The sequence below is a fragment of the Rossellomorea orangium genome, assembly GCF_019334305.1.
Classification (GTDB): Bacteria; Bacillota; Bacilli; order Bacillales; family Bacillaceae_B; genus Rossellomorea.
In genome coordinates, this window is sequence record NZ_JAHWGH010000011.1 from 47,752 (window position 1) to 72,254 (window position 24,503).

The window sequence follows — 24,503 nt, forward strand, 5'->3', positions numbered from 1 at the left end:
TTGCTAGATTAATTGAATTGCGGCAGAAACTCTTTGTGAGCTTCCAATAATTCATCGACCAGCTGTCTTGCTACCCCTTCGTTCTGTACTAACGGATTCATCACCATGGCCTGATAGACATGAGTGTACTCCCCGGACCTTGCAGCCCGTATGACCAGCTCCTCGAACGCTTTCATCTGCTGGATGATTCCTTTGACAGATGGAGGAAGCGGTCCGACCGTCAGCGGTTGAGGTCCGTCCCTCGTAATGACGGCGTTCACTTCGATGACGGCGTCGTGTGGAAGGTCCGGGATGGATCCGTTGTTCTGTGTGTTGATGGTCTGGATGTCCCCCTTGTTGGTGTAGATGCTTTCCATCAGGCTGCAGGCAGCATCACTGTAGTAGGCACCTCCCCGATTTTCCAGTTCTTTTGGTTTTTCGTTCAACTCTTCTTTCTTATATTGTATGAAAAGTTCTTTTTCAACTTTTCGAACAACCTCTGCCCGTGTACCATTTTCTTCGAAGGCTTGAAGATCCTTTTCCAATACAGCATCCCTTTGGAAGTAATATTGGTGATAAGGATTCGGGAGCATGCCCAGTGCCTGTAAAAATTCCTTCGACCATCCCAGTGAGACGATATTAGCCGGTGAGTAGTCAGCTTCTTGATGAATCAACTTATCGAGAATTAGGCTTGTCATATCCTCACCCTTGACCCAAACCCTCTTACCAAACACAAAATGATTCATCCCTACAAATTCGATTTGTACGTCATCTGCTGCACAATTCATCATCTCGGCCACACTGTTCTTCATGTTGAAGGGGATATTGCAAACCCCGATGACCTTCTTATGAGGACTGTACTTCAGCAGAGCTTCCGTGACGATTCCCGCCGGGTTGGTAAAATTGATGAGCCATGCGTCAGGACAAATCGTATGGATGTCATGACACATGTCCATCAGGACGGGTATGGTACGGAGGGCCTTGAAAATCCCGCCTGCCCCGTTGGTCTCCTGCCCGATGACCCCGTGACTTAATGGGATCCGTTCGTCCTTTTCCCTGGCGGAGAGACCACCGACCCTAATTTGTGTTGTGACGTAGTCGGCACCCATCAGGGCTTCCTTCCGATCGAGAGTCCACTCCAACTCAATGGGGGCACCGGCTTTCTTGATCATGCGACGAGCAAATTGCCCAACAATTTCAAGCTTTTCTTTTCCTGCTTCGATATCTACCAGCGTAATCGTCGACACGGGAAAATGACGGTGCCTCTTGATGAACCCTTCGATGATCTCAGGTGTATAGCTTGATCCGCCTCCGATAATGACTACCTTTAATGACATTTTGTCGAACTCCTTTCACCGTGAAAGCGGTTTCTGTTTTTAATAATGTATCATACAAATTTTTGCTCGTCTATATATTGTAATAACAAATTATAAAAATATGTCTCTTTTAAATTTATTTGTAATAATGAATTTGTTTTATGATAAGATGAAGTATGGATAGAGAAATGAACGTGAATGTGTTATAACAAGTGTAGGAAGAAAGTGGAAGGGAGAAACAAGATGAAAGACACACAAGAACCAAAGGCCCTGCATTCACATGTGAAGGAAAAGATCATTGAAATGATTAAAAATAAAGAGTACGAGCCGAATAGTAAACTGCCGACGGAAGCGGAGTTTTGTGACACGTTCAACGTTAGCCGCACGACAATCCGGACCGCCCTCCAGCAGCTGACCCTTGAAGGCTATGTCTATCGGGAACAGGGAAGGGGTACCTTTGTGGCGGAAGAGAAAGTCAGTCAGATCCTTTCCTCTACGATCGACAATTATACGGAACAACTGCGATTACAGGGGAAAAAGCCGAAGATTAAGGTTCTCAGCCTAAACGTGATCCCGGCAGAATCCGCAGTGGAAAAGGCATTGGAACTGAAGAATGGGGACCCGGTCAATCGTTTGGAAAGGGTTCGTTATTCGGACGGTTTACCTCTGCAGTATGAGGTTGCATACCTACCTTGGTACAAAACACCGGGTCTCGACAAAGATGAATGTGAGAAATCCCTCTACAAACTGCTGGAAACACAGTTTGAATTGAATATCAAAAAAACCGTAGAATCCATCGAGTTATTTTTAGCCGACGAACGGGTGTCCGAGAAGCTTGAAGTGCCAGAGGGGACACCGTGCTTCATGATCGAAACCACGGCCTTTCTTGAGGATGGTTCGGTCATCGAGTTTTCCAAAGCGGTCTTTAGAGGGGATAAAGCCAGTTTTCTTGTAGAACGAACCTATTAGAGAAAAGGGGATGGGGGAATATGAGAAAGGTGATCATCAACGCCGATGATTTTGGTTTATGCCGGGGGGTGAATCACGGCATATTGGACAGTCACCGTTTTGGCGTCGTCAACTCCACGACGATGCTCGTCAACATGCCGGGAACAGAGCATGCCGTGGAACTCGCGCGGCTTCATCCGGAACTGCAGGTCGGCATTCACTTGTCGTTGACATGTGGAAGACCGGTTTCAGGAAGCGTTCCGTCGCTAGTGGATGAGAAAGGGTATTTCCGATATACGAGCCGGATTTTCGAAGAGAAAGAAATCAATGTGGATGAGGTTGAATGGGAATGGGAAACGCAGGTTGATCGGTTTTTATCCTTCGGTTTGCCTCTTTCCCATATTGACAGTCACCATCATGTACATAGCTTCCGCCCCTTGATCCCAGTGGTGAAAAGGTTGTCGGAACGGTATGGGGTGCCTGTCCGAAATGTGTTTGAAGAGGATGTAGAAGGAATGAACCTATTGACCGATCGGTTTTCCATGGATTTTTACGGGGAAGGGGTGTCGGTGGCAGGATTAAAAAGGATGTTGGTGAACAGGCGGGAGGGGGAGACCCTCGAGGTGATGTGTCATCCTGCATATGTCGACTCCTTTTTAAAAGAGAATTCTTCTTACTGTGAGGAGCGGTTAAGGGAGTTGGACGTGTTAACCGATTTGGATTTGTTATAACAAATATGAAGAGGCATGGGGAACCAGTATATTGGTTCCCCATGCCTCTTTTATCATGTGAAAATTAAATGTAGAGCTCAATCGTATTTGATTCCTCACCGAGCAAAGCCTCAAGCTTCAGACGTTTCAATTTTACCCCGCCTTGACGATAACGGTTGGTCAACGGTTCAAATGGTATTTCCTCTCCGTTCACCACAACCTGTTTTGTGTCGGAATCCCCAAGGTGATAGACGAACGTAACAGGACGGTTCATGATCTGGAATTCCATTCTCAAACCGTCGAGGTTGTCCGGAAGCACCGGGTCGATGATCAGATATCCGCCTTCCTGGCGAATGCCCAGGCAGTTTGAAATAAGCTGATTCATATAAATTCCCGGCCCGCTGGAGTAGATTCTCCATCCGCCTTTCACAGGCACGCTGCCATTACGAAGTTCGTTAAAGCGTTCCTGTGCTTCGTAGCGGGTATTGAATTTGCCGTCGGAGCTGCTGAAGTAGGCATTGCTTTGTCTTCTCTCCGCATTCGGCACGACGTCTTTCAGGCCGATCGGGTTGATGATTTGCAATCCATTCCACACTTCATCGGTTTTCCCAAGCTTCGCCATCGCTTCCACATAGCGGATGTGGGCATGGACGTATTGAAGCCCGATTTCACGGCCGAAGTTCGATGCCTGCTCGGCCCGCTTGAAGTGGGTGCTTACCCCGCCTTCGTACTTGGCGGGACGGTTCATCAAGCGTACTCCATCCGGACAATACAGATGCTCCTTCACCAGCTGGTAATGGGCGTCTGCCTGTTCTGGTGTGAATAGCTCGGAAATGATGCTCCGGTTCATCGGCAGCAGTCGGTAATGAATACCGGTCTTTGTATCGGTTGGATGAACCATGAACTCAAGGCTCCCCGGCTCCTCCATATACACAAATCCAGGAATGACGTCATCCTTCAGGATATACGTATTGAAATCCTTTTGTATGCCTTTAGCCAGTGCACTGATTTCCTGTGCCTCCTGATCGAATGTACCCTCAAGCACCGTTCCAAGCTTCACAAGCACTTGATACGTAAGGGCGACGGTCCAGCTGCTTGCCATGTATTTCTTCAATTGAGCGTTGGCAGGCTGCAGGGTGTCATCCCAGTCGCCATCTCCATAAGAAGAGAGGAAGGTGTCATGGAGGAAGTTCTCCTTGATGTAGGAGATTTCCTTTTGTATATGATGAAGCAGCGTTTCTTTTTCTTCTGTAAAACCAAATCCATCCCGATCGGTATAAGGGATTCTCTCATGCAGGATAGCATGATCGTTCGTCGCGGCGATGTAATCACTGACGACTTTCAACGGCCATACGATGATATCCCCGTGGCTGTCGTCCTGTTGGAACTTGAAGTAGCGGTCAAACATGAACCATTGAGGCCAGTTGCCGTCATCTTCATATTGATGGGAGTAGACGGTTTTGATGATTTCTTTGACCGATTGATAGTTTTGGGTGGCCATGAAGTATTCTGTCGGCCCCTGACATACATCCCGGGTACCCCATGCCGCGCCGCCGTATTGTTCCAGTCCGTGGGGGACGGAATAGTGGACGAGCATATTATGGGTGTACCACCAGGCGAGTGCGTTCACTTTTTCCAATTCAGCAGGAACGTTCTCTCCTAAAGAGAGTCTGAATCCGTTCATGACCTCATGATAGTAAGCGCGATATGCTTCGATTTCTTCTGTCATGTCCCGCTCCTTCAATGGCAGCTCTTTCCCGTCAAGCAATCCTTGAATCGTCATCTTCCATTGAGACGTTTCACTTACATTCATCACGAGGAGGGAAGCGGAATCTTTTTCAACGTGTTGTGCGATTACTTCTTCGTTCCCTGTTTCAATGGAGGCACCATCCACTTTCATCCGATAAGTTAATTCCGGGAAAACGTTGCTGCTCTCAGATTGTGGGTCGGCTGTGATCGTCAGCATAGTGTTTTCTTGCTCCACGTGATACCCGACTTCATATTCATTGTTGTTCATGGACACCTGATTGGTGACGAGGTAACGGTATTTCACGTTGTTTTTTGACTCAACATGAAGCTGTACTTCAGGAGAATCGACGACTGTGTAATTGCTGATGATGATCGTATCATCGGCTGTTTTGTAGTACCAGCGGGCATAGTTGAACCCGATCTCGAACATGGAAGGCATGGTGAGTAAACGATACGATCCATCGATTTCGATGTAAATCCGCTGGCCGGACGTTTTCATGATGTTCAGATGATTTCGTTGATTGGTCAACATTTTATTAAAGGACGTATTGCCGACCACGAGCTGTGAATTGAATAATCCATACATGAATGAAGTCGTCGTGATGGTGTCTTCTTTCAGTTGATGGTTATTCCCAGACATCAGAATATGTCCATGGGGTCTTTCCGTTATCAATTCTTTCTCTTTCAACACGACATGTTCATGGGTATCGGTGAAGAAGGAGAGCAGGGAATCACCTTCGCGTTCTTCATTATGCCTCGTTGGGAAATAGGCACCGACTTCTTCCTCTGTCATGGATAGGGAACGTAGTGGCTGTCCGATTTCCGGGTTGAACCGTACTGATTCCTGTGGTTCCTGAAATTCCGATTTGAAGTTTACGGCTTCTTCCCGGGCAGCTTTTATGTCTTCCTGGAATTCCAGTGAAGTGATGGCCGTTTCGTGATGTTCTTTGAACACCCCGTAGAACACAAAGTGCTGAGAACCGTTGAGTTCGACTTTTTCGGATTGAAGTGCCGTATAAGCAAACTCGTATTGATAGACTTCATTTGCAAGGGATTCTTCTTTTAAAGCCTGTGGTTCGTTGGTGTCTTTGTATGATAACCCGTAGAATTGAAAACCATCGGTGGAATAGCTCTTTGCCCTGCCGAGGGAGCCCTGTTGAATATACGGAAACCCGCTTGATTGCGGCTGGTTCTGCCGTGAACAAAGGACGTATCCCTTCTCTTCATCCTGAAACACCTTGTGATCGATGTACTGTGACATATACGCTTCGTTGGAACGGACGGCCCCCTTATCTGCAAGACCGAGATCCTGTCCGTAAAGGACGTCCACTTCAGCGTCAGACCCATCAAGCATCACATCCCAGAACCAGATGCCTTTACTTGTTAACGTAAATATGACTTCATATGAAATTGTCTCATGTGTTCCCGTCCATCTAACTTGGGATTCAGCGAATTGAACAGTGCTTGACGATTTCGCCCCGATCAAAGGGATGGAGTGGATACCGGCCGGCTCATGAACGCGAAGATACAGATTATTGAGTGAACCGTCGATCGGATTCGTCATGAGCTGGTTGATCATCGTCTGTTTATGTGTGACGGCGAAAAGGTCACCGCTTTTTAAAAAATCGAATACAAGCTCTCCGGATGTTAATTGAGTATGTGAATGCATCGTTTTCCCCTCGATTCTTTTATTTTTCCAATTTGAACGTGTGTTCCATGGTGTCCTTGCTGTTTCTTCCTATATAAACCGTAAACATTCCCGGGTCACTCTTAAACTGAAGGTCTGAGTGATGATATCTTAACTGATCTTCCGTTAACGTAAACGTGATATCTGTCGCTTCACCGGGCTTCAGGCTGATTTTCCTGAAATCCTTCAATTCCTTCACAGGGCGGATGACTTCACCGCTGTGATCGCGAATATAGAGCTGTACGACTTCCTCGCCAGCGACAGGACCGTCATTCAGAACAGTAATGGAAATGTCCAGTGGCTGTTCTTCGGTCATCGTTTCACAGGTCAATTTCAAGTCGGAATACGTAAACGTCGTGTAGCTCAAACCGTATCCGAATGGAAGCAGCGGCTCGTTCGGGATGTCCAGGTATTGTGACACATATCGTTCCTGGGCATCGGGTGCGCCTTGAGGTCTCCCGGTATTGAAGTGGTTATAATAAACGGGAACCTGCCCGACATGATAAGGGAAGGACATCGTTAACCGCCCGGAAGGATTCACGTCTCCGTACAATAAGTCGGCAACGGCGTGTCCGCCTTCTGTACCCGGATACCAAGCTTCCAATACTGCGTCGGTTTCGTCCAATACTCCATGAAGGTCGAGTGGACGTCCATTAAAGAGGACCGCCACCATTGGCTTGTCCAGCGTTTTTAATTCCCTGATGAGTTGTAATTGAGCAGAAGGGAGCTGGATATTCGCCCTGCATCCGGCTTCACCGCTCATATCGGAATCTTCCCCTAAGGCCAATACGATGACATCCGCATTCTCGGCTGCTTTCACCGCTTCTTTTATTTGTGCGTCTGTGATCGTCTCAATGTCACACCCTTTGGCGACGGTCAAGGAGCCAATTTTTGAAAGGATTCCTTCTTTCACTGTAACGGCGTCATCCCTTGATCCAAGCCAGGACCACGGTCCCAATATGTCCCCGCTCTCCGCGAAAGGACCGATCAGCGCCACTTTTTGTTCCTTTTTAAGTGGGAGGACGTGATGTTCGTTTTTTAACAATACAGAGGATTTCCCTGCCAGTTCCCGTGCGGCTTTTCGATGTGCTGCGCTCATGATCACTTCCGCTTCCAAATCTGCATTTGCGCCACGATACGGATTCTCGAACAAGCCGAGCTTCTGCTTCAACTGTAAAATCCGCAATACGGCTTCATCAATCAGTGACTCGTCTACCATTTGTTCTTTTACGAGTTCTTTTAAGTGATGCACATAGGCGGTCGTCATCATCTCAATATCAAGGCCGGCCGTAATCGCCTTTAAAGCCGCTTCTTTTTCATTCTCCGCCACTCCATGGGGGATCATTTCCTTCACGGCTCCCCAATCGGAAATGAGGACTCCGTCAAAGCCCATTTCTTCACGCAGCATCTCTCGCATCAACCGTTTGTTCCCGGTTGCAGGAATCCCGAAGACCGTGTTAAAGGCAGTCATCACCATTTCACAGCCTTCATCCAGGGCCGCTTGATAGGCAGGAAGGTAATTCTCCCGAAGCTCCCGTTCGGACATATCGACGGTATTGTAATCACGTCCGCCTTCTGGTGCCCCGTATGCGGCGAAATGCTTCACACAGGCAGCCACCCGTTCTGTATCCGTCGTCAACTCTTTCCCTTGGAAACCGCGGACGAAAGCCCGTGCGAATTCACTATTAAGGAAAGGGTCTTCTCCCGTCGATTCCATCACTCTTCCCCAGCGGGGGTCCCTCACAAGATCGACCATCGGGGCAAACGTGACATGGACGCCGGAAACGGAAGCTTCCCTCGCTGCAATCTCCGCACTTTTTTCCGTCAGTTCGAGATCCCATGAACAGCCGATCGCCAGTGGGACCGGGAAGATCGTCTTAAAGCCGTGGACAATATCGGACATGAAGAGAAGCGGGATACCCAACCGGTTCTCTTCCAGGTGGGTGCGTTGTATATTGATGATTTCCTGTGCACCGGATGCCCCGAGGACCGATCCGCTGTTCTGGACGGTATCGCCGGACACTCCCATCTCTGCCATCGGTCCTGTAATCTGACCCTGCTCTTTAGCCCCTTTGAAAAAAGGCGTTGCTAACTGCATCAGCTGGGCGATCTTTTCATCTAACGTCATTTGTTCCAATAATGATTGCAGCTTGTTTTCGCTCATTGGTAGGCCCCCTGTATTGAAATTTTTCATAAAGGTGTGTGAATTAGTGAAACGTTTCGAATAACAATTGAGTTGAATTATAAGCGCGTTCCCTTCAGCCGTCAACCCGGATTGTGGTATCCAAAAACTACCTATGACCTCGATGTATCAGTGTTTTATTGGTAATGTAGAGGCTTGGGGCGAGCTTAATTCATTTTCAATTCAGTAATTTCTAAAAAAGTGTTGAAAGCGTATACACGTTTGATTATAATATAGTCATCGAAACGTTTCAATAACTTGAATGATTTTTCAGAATAACAATCAACGAAGTCTCATTCAATGACGCTTTACCATTTTTACAAGTTTAAAAACCAATGGAAATGGAGATGGGGAAACATGAGAAAGAAAATGTGGTCTTTACTGCTGATCGGTCTTCTGGCGTTGTCCACGATCCTTACCGCTTGCGGAGGCAACGGTGAATCGAAGGATGGGAAGAAAGAAATCACCGTCTGGGCGATGGGTGAAGAAGGTAAGAAGTTAAAGGAAATGGCTTCGAAGTTTGAAGAAGAAAACAAAGATATCTCAGTGAAAATACAAGCGATCCCTTGGGGAAATGCACATGATAAATTACTGACGGCCGTCGCTTCCGGAAATGGCCCGGATGTCCTTCAATTAGGAACAACTTGGGTACCTGAATTCGCTGATGCAGGGGCGCTGCTCGACTTGACTCCTTATTTGGAAGATTATCCGGAATTCAAACCGGAAAATTACTTCGAAGGCTCCGTCACTTCTATGAAGTATGACGATAAAGTTATCGGAGTTCCATGGTATATCGATACACGCGTACTATACTATCGCACAGATCTATTGAAAGAAGTCGGCTACGACAAGGCACCTGCTACGTGGGATGAACTGAAGGATGCCGCAGGGAAACTGAATGACCGCGGGGATGATGTATACGGTCTTGATATCGACCGAAATGACCAGATCACTCCATTCATCTTTGCATGGCAGAATGGATATGAGTTCGAAGGAAAAGATAAGATGAACTTTGATTCCCCTGAATTCAAAGAAGCGACACAGTATTACACAGACTACTTCAAAGAAGGAATCAGTCCTACAACAGAAGGAATCGATATCGTACAGGCATTTAAAGACGGCATGAAGCCAATGTTCTTCAGTGGTCCTTGGATGATCAACATTATCAACGACCAGGCACCTGACTTAAAGGATAAATGGGCTGTAGCCGTCATGCCTAAGAAAGAAACGAACACTTCAAGCATGGGTGGATCGAATCTATCCGTCTTCCATAATTCTGAGAATGTGGACGAGTCCCTGAAATTCATTTCATATATGAATAAAGTGGACACGCAAATGGAATGGCTGGACGTATCAAATACACTTCCTTCACGTGTCGATGCATGGGAGGAGCCGAAGCTGAAAGAAGATCCGATGCTATCCGTTTTCGGTCAACAATTGGAAAATACGAAAGCATCACCGCAAATCAAAGAATTTGAAGTGATTGCACAAGAGTTCCTTTCTACCATTGAAAAGATCACGGTCGGTGGAGCCGATGTGGACAAAGAGCTTGAGAACTTCAACAAGAAAGCAAATGAAATCGTAGAATAGTAAGCAAGACCAATAAACAAAACCGACGCTTGCATAAAAATAAAATGGAGTTACAGGCGTACAGCCTGAACTCCATTTTTAGAATCATTTTGCGTACGTTTAGATAGGTGGGATATCATGAGCAATGGATGGAAAAACAGCATCAATAAAAATAAGCATCCCTATGTGTTTATTGCTCCTGCAGTGATCATTTTGACCGTTTTCAGTATTGTTCCTATTATCGTAGCGTTTTTGATCAGTTTCACAGACCTTGACCTAAAAGGTCTCGCCGACTGGTCGAATGTCAGCTTCATCGGCATGGACAATTATTCTGCCTTATTTTCTGACGAGTTGTTTCATAAGTCGATCTTCAACACATTATTTTATGTCATCATCGGAGTGCCGCTTGTCATCATGTTCTCACTGGGTATCGCCCTACTGTTGAACTATGGGACAAGTAAGCTGTTTACGGTATTCCGGGGCGTATACTACATGCCTTCGATTACGAATATCATCGCCGTTGCCGTCATTTGGGGGTTCTTATACAATACGGAATACGGATTATTCAACTATATTTTATCACTGCTCGATGTCGGGAAGATTCCTTGGTTAGGAGAGCCAACGATCGCCAAGCTATCGTTGATTGTGTTAGCCGTATGGAAAGGGGTCGGGATCAATATGATCATCTTTCTCGCTGCCCTGCAGGGTATTCCAAAGTCTTATTATGAAGCGGCGGAAATGGATGGGGCGAACCGCTGGCAGGTACTGTGGAATGTCACGATCCCGTTACTGCGCTATGCCACTTTCTTCGTCACGGTCACGACACTGATCGGATGGCTGCAATTCTTCGAAGAACCATTTGTCATGACGAATGGAGGTCCTCTTGACGGAACGATCTCGATGGCACTCTTCATCTATCAAAAAGGGTTCCAGTTCAGTGAATTTGGCTATGCGGCAGCAGGATCATTCATCCTGTTCATCATCATCATTATCATCACGCTTCTTCAATTCAAGATGAGAAAATCTGATACAGAATATTAAGAACGAAACTATACAGTATCGGGGCTGAATATATGAAAACCAAAACAACGAAAACGAAGGTGGAAAAGCTCTTTATCATCCTGTTGCTTGCTCTCGGAGGCATCATTGTCTCCGTTCCTTTCATATGGATGATCTCAAGCTCATTCAAGCCGGAAAGCGAAGTGCTCCAAATTCCGCCAAGCCTGATTCCGGAAAATCCGACACTCGAAAATTACGTAAATTTATTTGAAAGCATGAATTTCGGTGTGTATTTACGAAACACCCTGATCATCGTGTTATTCTCTTTTGTTGGCTTATTCTTTAATGCCATGGCCGGGTATGGATTTGCCAAGTATCAATTCAAAGGCAGGGAGAAAATCTTCTATATCGTGCTCGCCACGATGATGATCCCGGCACAGGTTACGATGATCCCGGTCTATTTGATCCTGAATGAAATGGGACTGACAAATACCATGACGGGGATCGTGCTGCCTGGTCTCGCCGCTGCCTTCAGTATTTTCTTATTCAGGCAGTTCATGACGACGATCCCGACGGACCTGATCGAAGCAGCCAGGCTCGACGGGGCAGGGGAATTCTATATTTTCTTCCGGTTGATCGTGCCGATCGCAAAGCCGATCTTCGCCGTGCAGGGAATCCTGACGTTTATCGGAGCATGGAACAGCTTCTTATGGCCGTTGATCATTGCCAACGATGAAAGTCTCTACACATTGTCTGTCGGACTTTCATTGTTGCAGGGACAATATGCCAACAATTTCGGCCTGCAGATGGCCGGGGCTGCCTTCATGGTCGTACCGATCATCATCATCTTCTCCTTCTTCCAGAAGTATATCGTCGAAGGATTTACGATGTCGGGCATTAAGTGAGTGACGTGTACCAGGTACAAATCAGGATGATTGTACCTGGTACATTTCTTTGATTAGTAGTTGAAAACATGAGGTGAAACGATGGAAAAAGCATGGTGGCAGAAATCCACAATTTATCAAATATATCCGAGAAGCTTCAATGATTCCAACGGGGACGGAATCGGGGATCTCGAAGGCATCATCGAAAAGCTTAATTATCTCCAGCTTCTCGGAATCGATATCATCTGGTTAAGCCCTGTCTATCAATCCCCGAACGATGACAACGGCTACGACATCAGCAACTATTATGACATCATGTCCGATTTCGGTACGATGGACGACATGGAGAGATTAATAGAGGAAGCAAAGGAGCAGGACATCCACATCATGATGGACCTCGTCATCAACCATACGTCAGATGAGCACCACTGGTTCAAGGAGTCGAGGAAATCAAAGGAAAACCCTTATCGGGATTATTATATTTGGAGAGAGAGTGAGAGCGGTCCCCCAAGTGATATCACCTCCGTCTTCAGCGGATCCGCTTGGGAATGGGATGAACGGACAGACGAGTATTACTTTCATCTCTTCAGCAAAAAACAGCCCGACCTCAATCTTCATAACCCGGAAGTCCGTGAGCATCTGTACAAGATGATGAACTTCTGGCTCAGTAAAGGAGTCAGTGGATTCCGCATGGATGTGATCGATCTGATCGGGAAGGAAGTCGATGAAAACGTACTGACCGATGGGCCAAAGCTCCATGATTACTTACAGGAAATGAATGAAAAGGTCCTCTCTCGATATCCAACGGTCACGGTGGGGGAAACCCCTTCGGCTACGCCGGAAACCGCTCAGCTTTATACAGGGAAAGGACGGAATGAACTCGATATGGTGTTCACCTTTCAGCATATGTCCCTGGACGAAAGAGCGGGCGAAGGGAAATGGGCGTTAAAGGAACTGGATTTCACAGAGTTGAAGAAGGTGTTGAGCAAGTGGCAGACATCCCTTTTTCAGAAAGGATGGAACAGTTTATACTGGAATAATCACGACCAGCCACGTATCGTTTCTAGATGGGGGAACGACCAGGAATACCGGATCGAATCCGCCAAGATGCTCGCAACCGTCCTTCACATGATGCAGGGTACGCCTTTCATTTACCAGGGGGAAGAAATCGGGATGACGAATATCGACTGGGACGATATCACCCGCTATCGGGATATTGAGACCATTAATTACTATAAAGAGAAGAAATCAGAGGGCGTGCCGGAGCAGGAGATCATGCAATCGATCCGAACAAAAGGCCGCGACAATGCCAGGACCCCTTTTCAGTGGAATGATGATGATAATGGCGGATTTACAAATGGGGTACCTTGGATTGAAGTGAATGCGAACTATCACGAAATAAATGCTCTGGATGCAATGGGAAATCAAGACTCCATCTTTTATCATTATCAAAAGCTCATCGCATTGAGGAAACGATTGGATATCGTCATTTATGGAGAATATGAATTACTATTGGAGGACCACCCTGAAATCATGGCGTACACGAGGACATGGGAAGAACAAACCCTGTTGGTAGTGGCGAATTTCTATGGGGGGAATCCCCAATTCGAATTACCGGAACATGTCGATGATGCTCATACAACGCTCATCATCAGCAACTATTCTGATACAAGGGAACGACCATCGGAAATCCACACCCTTCGTCCGTACGAAGCGGTCGTGTATCTGATCGAAAAACAGCCAAATAATTGAAACGCTTTCATGTATAATGGAAAGAAGAAGGATGCCTTCATTTATAGAAGCAATAGGATGTGAACTTATGGCAACCATCAAAGATGTGGCCAAGCTTTCCGGAGTCGCCGTTTCGACCGCTTCTTATGCATTGAACAACAGTAAGAAAGTGAGCGAAGAAACGAGACAAAAGGTACTGGCAGCAGCCAAACAATTGAATTACCAAAAAAACGGGCTTGCCTCCGATTTGAAAAGGACAAGCACCAATACAATCGCCTTAATATTGAGCGACCTCTCAGGTCCTTATTATTCTGAACTGATCAAGGGCGTACAGGATGTCACCTCCACGAACGGATATGACTTGATCGCATGCAGTTCCATCGGTGGAGTACAGTCGACCGCTGTGAAATTCCTGAAGGAAAAACGTGTCGACGGCGTCATCATCCTCGCTCATAATATCAGTGACGAGACGATTCTCGAGTCGGCAAGGGAAGGCTTTCCCATCGTGGTCCTCGACCGGGGGATCAAAAGCGACTACGTCACCCAGATTGAAGTCGATAATGTACACGGGGCGCTCGTGGCCACGGAGCACTTGATCGAGAATGGCAGCAGGGATATCGCCTTTATCAGCGGACCATACAACTCCCATGACAACGAGCTTCGTTTCCAGGGTTTTCGGGAGGCACTTAACAAGCACGGCATCGAATATAAATCAAAATGGAAGGTCTCAGGGGGCTTCACCCGTGAAGGAGGCTATCAGGCGACCAAAATGCTGATCGCTCAACGGGATGTCCCCCAGGCCATCTTCTACGCCAATGATGAAATGGCCATCGGCGGCCTGCAGGCACTGAACGAAAAAAACATTTCCGTACCGGGGGATATCTCCATCATCGGTTTCGATGATATCCAGCTGTCGGAATACGTGTCCCCGCCGTTGACGACCATGCGTCAGCCAAAATATGAAGCCGGTGCACTGGCCGTTCATCTCATCTTTCAAATGCTCATGAAAGAAGAAGTCGATTCGTATTACAAATTGACGACCGAGCTTGTTGAAAGGGAATCAGTGAAGAAACGTTAAAATATGGATCCTGCTCTTTCCTTGGTGTATGGGAGGGGGCAGGTTTTTTATTTGTGAAAAGATCATTGATATAAAAATAAAGATAGCGCTTACATATAAATCCTCGAAAAAACAGCTATTGACTTCCCTTCACATACCCAGTATTATCCTTTATAAGATTATTTTTTGAAAATTACATACTTTCAATTATCCAGAGTGACCGAGGGATCAGGCCCTATGACGTCCGGCAACCTCCAGAAATGGAACGGTGCCAATTCCTGCAGAATGATTTCATTCTGAGAGATAAGTCGAGATAAACAGGCGATGCTTCTTTCAGTGGAAAGAGGCATTTTTTATTGGACAAAAAAAGGGGTGTGCACATTGATCGAGATTCGGAATCTAGTGAAAACGTATAAAACAAAGAAGAAAACGGTGGTTGGAGTTGATAACGTTTCTGTCACCATCGGAAAAGGGGAGATCTTCGGCATCGTCGGATACAGCGGAGCGGGAAAGAGCTCATTGATCCGCTGCCTGAATCTACTCGAGACCCCGACATCAGGTGAGATCATCATTGATGGACAGGACTTTACGAAGCTCTCGCCAAAAGGACTCCGGCTCGCCCGTCAGAAAACGAGCATGATCTTCCAGCATTTTCACCTGATCAAATCGAAGACGGTTTATGACAATCTGGCTTTTGCCTTGAAAGCGGCACATGTGCCGAAAGCGAAAATCAAGCCGAGAGTCACCGAGCTCCTCGAGATGGTCGGTCTCTCAGATAAAGCGGATTCGTATCCTGCTCAACTCAGCGGCGGACAAAAGCAGAGGGTAGGAATCGCGAGGGCCCTTGCAAACAACCCATCAGTATTACTTTGTGACGAAGCGACATCTGCCCTGGATCCGAATACGACCAAATCGATCTTAAAGCTTTTGAAAAAAATCAACAAGGAACTGGGATTGACGATCGTCCTTATCACCCATGAGATGGAAGTCGTCAAAGAAATCTGTGACAGGATGGCTGTGATGCAGGACGGGAAGATCGTGGAGGAAGGTCCGGTGTATGACTTGTTTGCCGAACCAAAACAGCCTTTGACGAAGCAGTTCATCGAAACGATTCTCCAATTCGAACTGCCGCAGCACCTGGTCGAATCCAGAAAAGGGAAGCTCATCAAGATTCAATTCAAAGGATCGATTGCCGAGGAAAGCGTCGTATCAGAGGTGTTTCAGCAATATAAGGTCCGGGGGAATATCCTTCACGGCAAAATTGAATACATCCAGGACGTGCCGCTGGGAATTTTCATCATGGAACTGATTGGCTCACCTGACGAGATCGAAGCGGCCGTCCAGTATATCACTGCGAAGACACAAAGCCTGGAGGTGCTGGAGGATGCTGCCTGATTCATTGTCTTCTATTTTGCCAGAGTTGAATAAAGCGTTTTTTGAAACGGTGTATATGGTGGGGATTTCGCTGGCTGTAGCGATCATAGTGGGATTGCCGTTGGGAATTCTCCTGTTCGTGACAGACAAAGGACTGTTCCTGCAAAACGGTTTTATTAAAAAGGCCGTAGGATTCGTCGTGAACATGGTCCGTTCGGTACCGTTCATCATTCTATTAGTGGCACTCTTACCATTAACTAAACTATTAACCGGGACTACGATCGGACCTACAGCGGCATCGGTATCCCTTTCTGTAGCGGGGATTCCGTTTTTCGCGAGAATGGTAGAAACGTCATTGCGCGAGATTGATAAAGGGGTCATTGAAGCATCGGTTTCAGTAGGCGCAAGTCCCTGGATGATCATCAAAGATGTGCTGTTGCCGGAAGCACGTCCAGCGGTCATTCAGGCCATCACGATTACAACGATCAGTTTAGTCGCCTATTCCGCCATGGCCGGCATCGTCGGTGGAGGAGGGGTCGGGGACCTGGCCATCCGCTTCGGATACTACCGCTATGACAACACGGTGATGATCACCACCGTCGTCATCTTGATTTGTCTGGTACAACTCATCCAATACACGGGTGATGTATTTGCACGATTAGTCGATAAACGATAACTACTATAGGGGGAACAATAAGTGAAAAAGTGGATTCTAGTAGCAGCATTAGCACTAACTGTGAGCTTATTAGCGGCTTGTGGGGGAGAAGAGGCAAGCTCGGAAGATAAAAAAGAAGTGACCATCGGAGCGACATCCGGTCCATACAGTGATATGGTAGCCAAGGCAATCAAGCCCGGTCTTGAAGAAAAAGGCTATACGGTGGAAGTGAAAGAATTCAGTGACTACATCCAGCCGAACAACGCACTGGCACAGGGAGATCTGGATGCGAACCTGTTCCAGCATAAGATCTATATGGAAACCTTCGCGAAACAGCATAACATGGACTTATCCGAAGTCATTGTCGTACCAACGGCTCCGATGGGAATCTACTCACAGAAGTTTGATTCCATCGAGGATATTAAAGAAGGCAGTGCCATTGCCATTCCGAACGACCCGACGAACGCGGCACGTGCGTTCCAAATCTTAGAGGATGCCAAGCTGATCACGTTAAAACCAGACACTGATCCATTGACAGTTTCCGAAAAAGACATTGCTGAAAACGTGAAAAACCTACAATTCAAGCCGATCGAAGCGGCACAGCTGCCAAGAGCCGTAGACAGTGTAGATTTATCAGCGGTACCTGGAAACTACGCACTGGCAGCCGATATGGACCTGCTTGACGCCCTCCAGCTTGAAGACATGCCCGACCAATACCGAAACCGCGTAGTCGTCAACACAAAAGACGTCGACTCACAACTCGCCAAAGACATCAAAGCCGTCGTCGAAGCCGATCAATTCGAAAAAGTCATCGACAAAGAATTCAAAGGTTTTGGTAAGCCAGAGTGGATGGAGTAGAGGGACGGACCTCCAAAATCAAATTGATAGGGGAGTAACATTCCAGTTCGGGGGACGGACCTCTATTTTCGTCCGAATCCAACACATAAACGTGAGAGGGACGGACTTCCGCATGAAAATGCGGAGGTCCGTCCCTCTTCTATTATAGGCAGCATTTTTTATATTTTTTTCCACTTCCGCATGGGCATGGGTCGTTTCGTCCTACCTTGTCTCCTGTTTGGACGGGTTGTGTAACGAGGAGTGGTTGTTCATCCAATGAATGCTTTTCCACTTCTTCGATGAGGTTTCTCCACTCGCCCAGTTTCGGATGGTCGATCCCGTTCATGACACAGTTGACGTAAAGGGATTCTTCCAGACAAAGCATGTTTTCATCATAGCCTTCTTCTAGGAATGCTTCGATTTTTGGAATTGCGTCAATTGATAACTGCTGACATAAATAATCTGAGATCAATGTTTTAGCGGTGATGTCATCTGTTTGATCGAATAATCTTAAGAGGGCTTTTTCCGCTTCTGGGGTTTTGATTCTTCCGAGTACGTCCAAGGTGTAGAAATAGGTGTTACCATATAAGGCGACCTTTTCCACTTCTTGTACCACTTGCTCCGTCCCGATTTTCACCAGGGCATTGGCCACTTCCTCCAACAGCAAATCTTCTGCTTCCTCGTTTTTAAATAGATTCACTAATTGCGGGATTACGCTCTCCTCGCGGATTTCCCCAGCCATATATACGGTGTATATGATCTCGAAGCCGACTAGCTCATCTTCTTTAATCTGTACTTCCCAGCTTTTAATTTCGCCTTTCTTAACCAGCTCGTGAATGATCCTTTTACCATGGTCGAAATACACCTGGTCATACTCATTCGTTGCCAAGTAATACATGACATCTGCAAGCTTCATGAATAATTCCTCATCTTTTAAAGTCGGAAGCTTCGCAATCTTTTTCAGTTGTCCTTCATCTAAAAAAGGTTTTACATCGTTACTGTACTCTATCAGCAATTCTGTATCGGCATTCGCTATTAATTGAATGTAGAAGAGTACGTCGGTATCCTTCTTGCTCAGCCTTTTTAACCGCTTGACTACCTCTTTCATCCCTTCCTCATTCAGTGGCATGTACATTAAGTAAGGAAGTACAGGTGAAGAGTATTCAGAAACCTGTCCGCGGTCATGAGCTTTCAAACCGGTTAAAAATGTATCACCATTAACCAAATAAGAACCTTCCAACATCTCAATCGCATATCTCTGCACAAACGGATCCTCACTCAAAAAATAAGGCTCGACCCTCTCAACAAAACGGTTCATCTAACCACCCTTTATCATCATATTTCCTTCAGTGTAATGGGTAGGAGGGGAAAAGGGAAGAGGGACGGACCTCAGTTATGTTAACTCAAGGAGTGATGGTTATGAATATATCAGGATTTCATAAGAAAACTGTGAGGTCCGTCCCTCAAAAAGTTCCGTCGATTAAAAGGGTTTTCCAGGTTACTAGCGAATGTATATATTAACGGTATTATTAAGGAACTTTTCCTTAAATAATCATTCGACAGAAAAAGGAGTTTTATCATGGAATTAAAGCAGCTTGTCCAATCAGTAGATAATGAAGTCATTGAGTTGCGTAGACATCTACACCAGAACCCGGAGGTGAGTGGGGAAGAGTACGAAACATCCAAGACGATTCAACAAAAGCTTTCTGAAGCTGGAATATCCTATAAAACCGGCTACGCCAAAACGGGCATACTAGGCATCATAAAAGGGGATAAGCCAGGTGGAACAGTCGCTCTTAGAGCCGATATCGATGCCCTCCCGATCCAGGAGGAAAACGACATCCCCTACAAATCAACCATACAGAATAAAATGCATGCCTGCGGCCACGACGCCCATACGTCCATGCTCATCGGTACAGGAAAAGTCCTTAATCAGTTGAAGTCAGAACTAGCGGGTACAATCCTCCTTGTCTTCCAACCGGCAGAGGAGAACGCCCCGATTGGAGGCTCCCAGCAGATGATGGACGAAGGGGTCTTTGATGAATTCATTCCTGACGTCATTTTCGGACAGCATGTATGGCCGGATCTGCCTGTCGGAGAAGTCGGCGTTTTACATAACGAAATCATGGGAGCTTCTGACCGTTTCAAAATCAAGGTGAAAGGTTCCGGAGGACATGCAAGCATGCCCCATCAATCCAATGACGCCATCATCATCGCAAATAACCTGATCACCCAGCTCCAGACCATCGTGAGCAGGAACACCGATCCCATTGATTCCGCGGTCCTCACCATCGGGAAAATCGAGGGAGGCTACCGTTACAATGTCATCGCAGATGAAGTGATCCTTGAAGGAACGATCCGCACCTTCAAACCCGAAGTCAAAGAGATGGTGAAGAATCGTTTCTATTCCATCATAGAAGGGATAGGGAAAAGCTTCGATGCCCACATGACCATTGACTATTTAGACGGATATCCTGCAACGGTCAATACTCCTGAATGGGCAGACGAAGTACGAAACGCTGCCCGGAAGATCCTTGGAGAAAACGCGACCCCAGCCGTATCGCCATCATTGGGAGGGGAGGACTTCTCCCGTTTCCTCAAAAAGTATCCCGGAGCCTTTTACTGGCTTGGGACATCTGTCGAGGATGCAGAACCGCAATTTCCCCTGCATGATCCACGTTTCAAATTGAATGAGAAGGCGTTAACTAAAGGGGTGGAAGTGATGGTCCAGCTCACACTGGATACTTTGCAGAAACTTAAAAAAGAGGAGTCTTCCCAATGAGTTCACTTGAACAGTTTATTAAAGAACTTGAACCGACTCTCACTACTTTCAGACGTACCTTCCATCAAAAGCCCGAACTCGGCTTTACTGAATATGTCACCACCTATCTCATTGGCAAGGAATTGGCCAATCTTGGTTTCACCCTGTACCTTGGAAAGGAGGCTTTATCATCTAAACACCGAATGGGGGTTCCGTCACAGGAATATTTATTCCTTCAAGAAGAGCATGCCCTGAAAGAAGGGGTTGAAGAGAGTTGGCTCCATCAAATGAAAGGCGGACATACGGGATTGGCCGCCACCTTTGACACAGGAAAGCCCGGACCTCACATGGCCTTCCGGTTTGATATCGACGCTTTGCCCATTAAGGAATCTTCTAATCCGGAGCATTTTCCCACAAGTGAGACATTCAACTCCCGCCGGCAAAACGTCATGCATGCCTGCGGACATGACGGCCACGCGGCCATCGGGATAGGCGTGGCAAGATTTTTATCTGCATACAAAGAGGAACTTCAAGGCAGGTTCACCCTCCTATTCCAACCAGCGGAGGAAGGTGGACGGGGAGCCAAAGCAATGGTGAAGAAGGGGTGGCTCAATAACGTCGATTATTTTGCCAGCGGTCATATCGGAATCCGGGATACAAAGCTTGGACGGGTATATGCGACAACGAATTCTTTTTTGGCTTCCTCGAAAATCAACGTCACGTATAAAGGGAAAGCCGCACACGCTGGCCTCGAGCCCGAGAAAGGCAAGAATGCTCTACTGGCTGCAGCTGCTGCCAGTCTTCACCTATATACCATTCCGCGCCATTCAGATGGGGCGACCAGAGTCAACGTCGGGAAGCTTGAAGCCGGAACAGGTCGAAACATCATCGCTGATGAAGCACAGCTTGAAATGGAAACGAGGGGAGAAACGACTGCGATCAATCAATATATGGTCAGGGAAGCCCGACGGATCCTCCAAGCATCAGGTGACCTTCATGGGGTGGAAACGAACATCGAGGTGGTCGGAGAGACGATGGAAGCCGAGTGCGACCATGAGTGGATCCAGTGGTTAACAGAAGTCGCAGAGGAAAGTCCTTATCTATCAGAAGTTCTTGATGCATTGCCTTTAAAGGCGTCAGAGGACGTGACCTATATGATCGACGAAGTACAGAAGCAGGGCGGAAGTGCAACGTTCATGGTGTTTGGAACCCCTTTAAAAAACGGACATCATCATGAAGAATTCGATTTTGATGAAGGGGTCCTGCAGGTTGCGGTCGATGCCTTCGCCCGCCTGATCCTAAAACGGTCGCATCTAAAAGAGGAGGGTATCAATTGAAAGAATGGCTGGATACAAATTTAAAAGCTTTAAATCTTGTCGATACGATGGAGCAGCCTGACGGATTTACAAGGTTGGGATATTCAAAGGAAGAGCTGGCTGCGATGGATGTCTTCCGTGAAGTGGCAGAGAATCTTGGATTATCAGTGCGGAAAGATCAAGCAGGGAACCTCTTTGCGAGATGGGAGGGGGGAAATCCTCGAGCCGTCCTGACAGGTTCCCATCTTGACACAGTTGAAAATGGAGGGGGCTATGACGGCCAAGCCGGGGTCCTCTGTAGCCTTGGAGCGGTTAAAGTACTGAAAGAACGGGGGTTCAAGCCTCATCATTCCATAGAAGTAGTCTGCTTTGCCTCTGAAGAATCAGCCCGATTCGGAGTCTCGACTATAGGAAGTAAGAGTGTCGCAGGAATCCTTGATAAATCGGTAGAAAACGTAAAAGACCGCCATGGGACCACCATTAGAGAAGCTGTGGAATCAACAGGGTTAGACTGGGAAACTATCGAAAAAGCTGAACGAACGGAAGACGACATCCATTCGTTCATTGAACTCCATATCGAACAGGGCACCCAAATCGAAGATCATGGAGCACAACTCGGAATCGTCCGCGGTGTGGCCTGCCCCATCCGGCTAAAAGTGAAAGTCGAGGGAATGGCCGGACATACGGGTACGACTCCCATGGGAAAAAGATCCGACGCCCTTGTGGTCCTTGCCCCGCTCATCACATTCGTATCAGAAGAGGCAGAAAAACTTTCCGGTGAATTACCAAAACCTCTCGTTGCAACCGTCAGCACTTTGGACGTGAAACCGAATGTCATGAATGTCATCCCCGGATATGCTGAAGCAGGCATCGATATCCGGTCCGTCGATGATTCCTTAAAACAGATCATGGCAGAAAAAATCATCGATCAATGCCGAAGCCTGGAGAATGAATTTAATGTTACAATCAAGGTGGAAACTCTTGTAGATAACCCTTCTATCCTTTTGGATGAAAAGCTGACCGCCAGGGTGAAGTCCGCCGGGGAGAGTCTCGGTTACAGAACCTTTGAAATGGACAGCGGGGCGGGGCATGATGTCATGAATATGGCTGCGAAATGGCCCTCCGCTTTAGTGTTCATTCCTTGTGAAAAAGGGATCAGTCATCATCCAAAGGAATATAGTTCGCTCGAAGACTTATATGCGGGAGTCGAAATTCTAGCTGAAGTATTGCAGCAAGAAGCAGGTGAATGATCATTGTTGATTAAAATTGGTGTCATCGGTCCGGACGATTCGATCAAGCGGATCAATCATGTAGCAACGTTTTTTGAAAATATTGAACTTATGAACTTCCCTTACGATAAAGTAGATGAAATAGAGAACATCCTGGAAAAGAATCGCGGTCTTGTTGATCAATGGTTCTTCTCGGGACAGTCTCCTTTTTACTACGCCCTTGAAAAAGGCTGGATCACAGAAAAGGAAGGGAGCTTTCCCCCTTTGCACGGATCAAGTTTCTTCGGGGCCTTATTAGAGGCACAGATGAAGGAGCAACGACTATTCCATACCATCAGTATTGATACAATTTCAAAGGAGGAAATTCAAAAGGCCGTGGAATTTCACTCCTTTGATCAGCTTACAATCGCTAGCTACCCTTATGAAGGCTATAGAAGTGCTGCTGACCTTGTCGATTACCACCGTTCCCTATTTGAAAAAGGGGATATTGAAGCGGCGATCACATGTATCCAAAGCGTGCAAAAGCGCCTGACTGAAATGGGTATTCCTTGCTACCGTGTCGTTCCGACGAATTTGTCCATCCGGATGATACTGCAATATTTACTCGAGCGGGCACAGTCCAGGAAATACCAGAAATCCCAAATCGCCATCGTTGGAATTGAAGTGATCTATTCCACCCAAACCCTGGACGAATCCCATTTCTCTTATAAAATGAAGCATCAGGAGCTGGACCTTAAGCGGAACCTGTTAGACATTGCCCAGAAGATTAACGGATCGATGGTTCAATTGGGAGATGGGTTATTCTTTGTGTACACCACTCGCGGTGAACTTGATCTTCATGAGAAAGAATCGATCTTCTCGACCATGACGCAGGAAGTGAAGGCTCATACGAATCTGGATATCAGGGTGGGGCTGGGATTCGGCGTCACCGTATTGGAAGCGGAGCATCATGTACGTCTTGCGTTTCAGCATGCGAGAAAACACGAATCCTCCATCGTGGTCAGTGTCAATGAGGATAAGACGGTGACGGAGATCCTTCCATCCACTTCGTCCGTTACCTACTCCCTGAACAACCTGGGGGAGGAATGGAAGGAAGCCTTCAAAGACTCATCTGTCAGTTCGGCCATCGTCTCAAAGATCCTATCCCTTTCCCGCCATTATGAAAAAGAAGAAATCACGTCCCAGGACCTTTCACGCTGGCTGAAAAGCACGGAGAGGAACGGTCGGAGAATCCTGACTGAGATGGAACGGATCGGCATCGTGAGGATCAGCGGGGAAGAGCAAAGTGGAGGAAGAGGACGACCAAGAAAATTGTATCAATTTCAGTTATAAAGAAGAAGGTTGGGACAAAAGGGTTCCAGTTAAAGAAAAATCCGAACGAGTGATTTGATAAGAATCTAACTCGTTCGGATTTTTTGTGCCCATGTATTAAGCAGGTTCTAGCTGTTGATTGGAGTGCAAGACGAAGACTCCTGCGGGAAAAGCGGAATAGGTGAGACCCCGCAGGAGCGACAGCGACG

18 protein-coding genes and 1 riboswitch are annotated in these 24,503 nt (G+C 46.9%); of the genes, 14 read left to right on the forward strand and 4 right to left on the reverse strand.

The features are described 5' to 3' along the window. Nucleotides 1-8: 8 nt before the first annotated feature. On the reverse strand, nt 9-1,316 hold the full coding sequence (locus KYJ26_RS06350; RefSeq protein ID WP_219166448.1) for a 6-phospho-beta-glucosidase: 1,308 nt from the start codon (nt 1,314-1,316) through the stop codon (nt 9-11). Between the two features lie 222 nt (nt 1,317-1,538). On the opposite strand from KYJ26_RS06350, the gene KYJ26_RS06355 reads away from it, so the two are divergent. Together KYJ26_RS06355 and chbG are read left to right on the forward strand one after the other, a co-directional pair. Next, nucleotides 1,539-2,264 (forward strand): GntR family transcriptional regulator, encoded by a 726-nt coding sequence (locus tag KYJ26_RS06355; protein WP_219166449.1) that lies wholly within the window; start codon nt 1,539-1,541, stop codon nt 2,262-2,264. A gap of 20 nt (nt 2,265-2,284) precedes the next feature. Then, nucleotides 2,285-2,974, forward strand: coding sequence for a chitin disaccharide deacetylase (gene chbG, locus KYJ26_RS06360; RefSeq protein WP_219166450.1), 690 nt, complete (start codon nt 2,285-2,287; stop codon nt 2,972-2,974). 64 nt (nt 2,975-3,038) lie between these two features. Here the strand turns inward: chbG and KYJ26_RS06365 are convergent, their stop codons facing one another. Then, nucleotides 3,039-6,371: a GH36-type glycosyl hydrolase domain-containing protein gene (locus KYJ26_RS06365; protein WP_219166451.1), complete on the reverse strand. Its 3,333-nt coding sequence runs from the start codon at nt 6,369-6,371 to the stop codon at nt 3,039-3,041. 19 nt (nt 6,372-6,390) lie between these two features. After that, nucleotides 6,391-8,553, reverse strand: coding sequence for a beta-glucosidase BglX (gene bglX / locus KYJ26_RS06370; RefSeq protein WP_219166452.1), 2,163 nt, complete (start codon nt 8,551-8,553; stop codon nt 6,391-6,393). 375 nt (nt 8,554-8,928) lie between these two features. On the opposite strand from bglX, the gene KYJ26_RS06375 reads away from it, so the two are divergent. The 8 genes from KYJ26_RS06375 (at nt 8,929) to KYJ26_RS06410 (ending at nt 17,698) form a co-directional block, all read left to right on the forward strand. Beyond that, nucleotides 8,929-10,161 carry a sugar ABC transporter substrate-binding protein gene (locus KYJ26_RS06375; protein ID WP_219166453.1) on the forward strand — a complete coding sequence of 411 codons (1,233 nt, stop codon included), beginning with the start codon at nt 8,929-8,931 and terminating at the stop codon, nt 10,159-10,161. A 117-nt stretch (nt 10,162-10,278) separates the two neighbouring features. Further along, entirely contained in the window at nt 10,279-11,181 is a 903-nt protein-coding gene (locus KYJ26_RS06380; protein WP_219166454.1) for a carbohydrate ABC transporter permease, read from the forward strand. A 32-nt stretch (nt 11,182-11,213) separates the two neighbouring features. Then, on the forward strand, nt 11,214-12,044 hold the full coding sequence (locus tag KYJ26_RS06385) for a carbohydrate ABC transporter permease (RefSeq protein ID WP_219166455.1): 831 nt from the start codon (nt 11,214-11,216) through the stop codon (nt 12,042-12,044). An 81-nt stretch (nt 12,045-12,125) separates the two neighbouring features. Next, a complete protein-coding gene (locus KYJ26_RS06390) occupies nt 12,126-13,775 on the forward strand; it encodes a glycoside hydrolase family 13 protein (protein ID WP_219166456.1) in 1,650 nt (549 codons plus the stop codon). Nucleotides 13,776-13,842: 67 nt separating this feature from the next. Beyond that, the gene (locus KYJ26_RS06395; protein ID WP_219166457.1) at nt 13,843-14,832 is read left to right on the forward strand and encodes a LacI family DNA-binding transcriptional regulator; all 990 of its coding nucleotides are present in this window, start codon (nt 13,843-13,845) and stop codon (nt 14,830-14,832) included. 183 nt (nt 14,833-15,015) lie between these two features. Further along, a riboswitch (SAM riboswitch) is annotated at nt 15,016-15,121 on the forward strand. A gap of 71 nt (nt 15,122-15,192) precedes the next feature. Continuing rightward, nucleotides 15,193-16,206, forward strand: coding sequence for a methionine ABC transporter ATP-binding protein (locus KYJ26_RS06400; protein ID WP_219166458.1), 1,014 nt, complete (start codon nt 15,193-15,195; stop codon nt 16,204-16,206). Next, entirely contained in the window at nt 16,196-16,861 is a 666-nt protein-coding gene (locus tag KYJ26_RS06405; RefSeq protein WP_219166459.1) for a methionine ABC transporter permease, read from the forward strand. The genes KYJ26_RS06400 and KYJ26_RS06405 overlap by 11 nt, the downstream gene beginning before the upstream one ends. A 21-nt stretch (nt 16,862-16,882) precedes the next feature. Continuing rightward, nucleotides 16,883-17,698, forward strand: coding sequence for a MetQ/NlpA family ABC transporter substrate-binding protein (locus tag KYJ26_RS06410; RefSeq protein ID WP_219166460.1), 816 nt, complete (start codon nt 16,883-16,885; stop codon nt 17,696-17,698). Nucleotides 17,699-17,840: 142 nt separating this feature from the next. On the opposite strand, the gene KYJ26_RS24190 is transcribed toward KYJ26_RS06410, so the two are convergent. Further along, a complete protein-coding gene (locus tag KYJ26_RS24190; protein WP_307513653.1) occupies nt 17,841-18,995 on the reverse strand; it encodes an SEC-C metal-binding domain-containing protein in 1,155 nt (384 codons plus the stop codon). A 261-nt stretch (nt 18,996-19,256) separates the two neighbouring features. Between KYJ26_RS24190 and KYJ26_RS06420 the strand changes: the two genes are divergently transcribed. The 4 genes from KYJ26_RS06420 to KYJ26_RS06435 are packed head-to-tail and all read left to right on the forward strand — an operon-like array spanning nt 19,257 to nt 24,315. Further along, nucleotides 19,257-20,459 carry a M20 metallopeptidase family protein gene (locus KYJ26_RS06420; protein ID WP_219166461.1) on the forward strand — a complete coding sequence of 401 codons (1,203 nt, stop codon included), beginning with the start codon at nt 19,257-19,259 and terminating at the stop codon, nt 20,457-20,459. Further along, a complete protein-coding gene (locus KYJ26_RS06425) occupies nt 20,456-21,775 on the forward strand; it encodes an amidohydrolase (RefSeq protein ID WP_219166462.1) in 1,320 nt (439 codons plus the stop codon). Before KYJ26_RS06420 ends, KYJ26_RS06425 begins: the two co-directional genes overlap by 4 nt. After that, nucleotides 21,772-23,004 (forward strand): M20 family metallo-hydrolase, encoded by a 1,233-nt coding sequence (locus KYJ26_RS06430; protein WP_219166463.1) that lies wholly within the window; start codon nt 21,772-21,774, stop codon nt 23,002-23,004. The genes KYJ26_RS06425 and KYJ26_RS06430 overlap by 4 nt, the downstream gene beginning before the upstream one ends. A gap of 3 nt (nt 23,005-23,007) precedes the next feature. Next, the gene (locus tag KYJ26_RS06435; protein ID WP_219166464.1) at nt 23,008-24,315 is read left to right on the forward strand and encodes a helix-turn-helix domain-containing protein; all 1,308 of its coding nucleotides are present in this window, start codon (nt 23,008-23,010) and stop codon (nt 24,313-24,315) included. Nucleotides 24,316-24,503 lie beyond the last annotated feature (188 nt).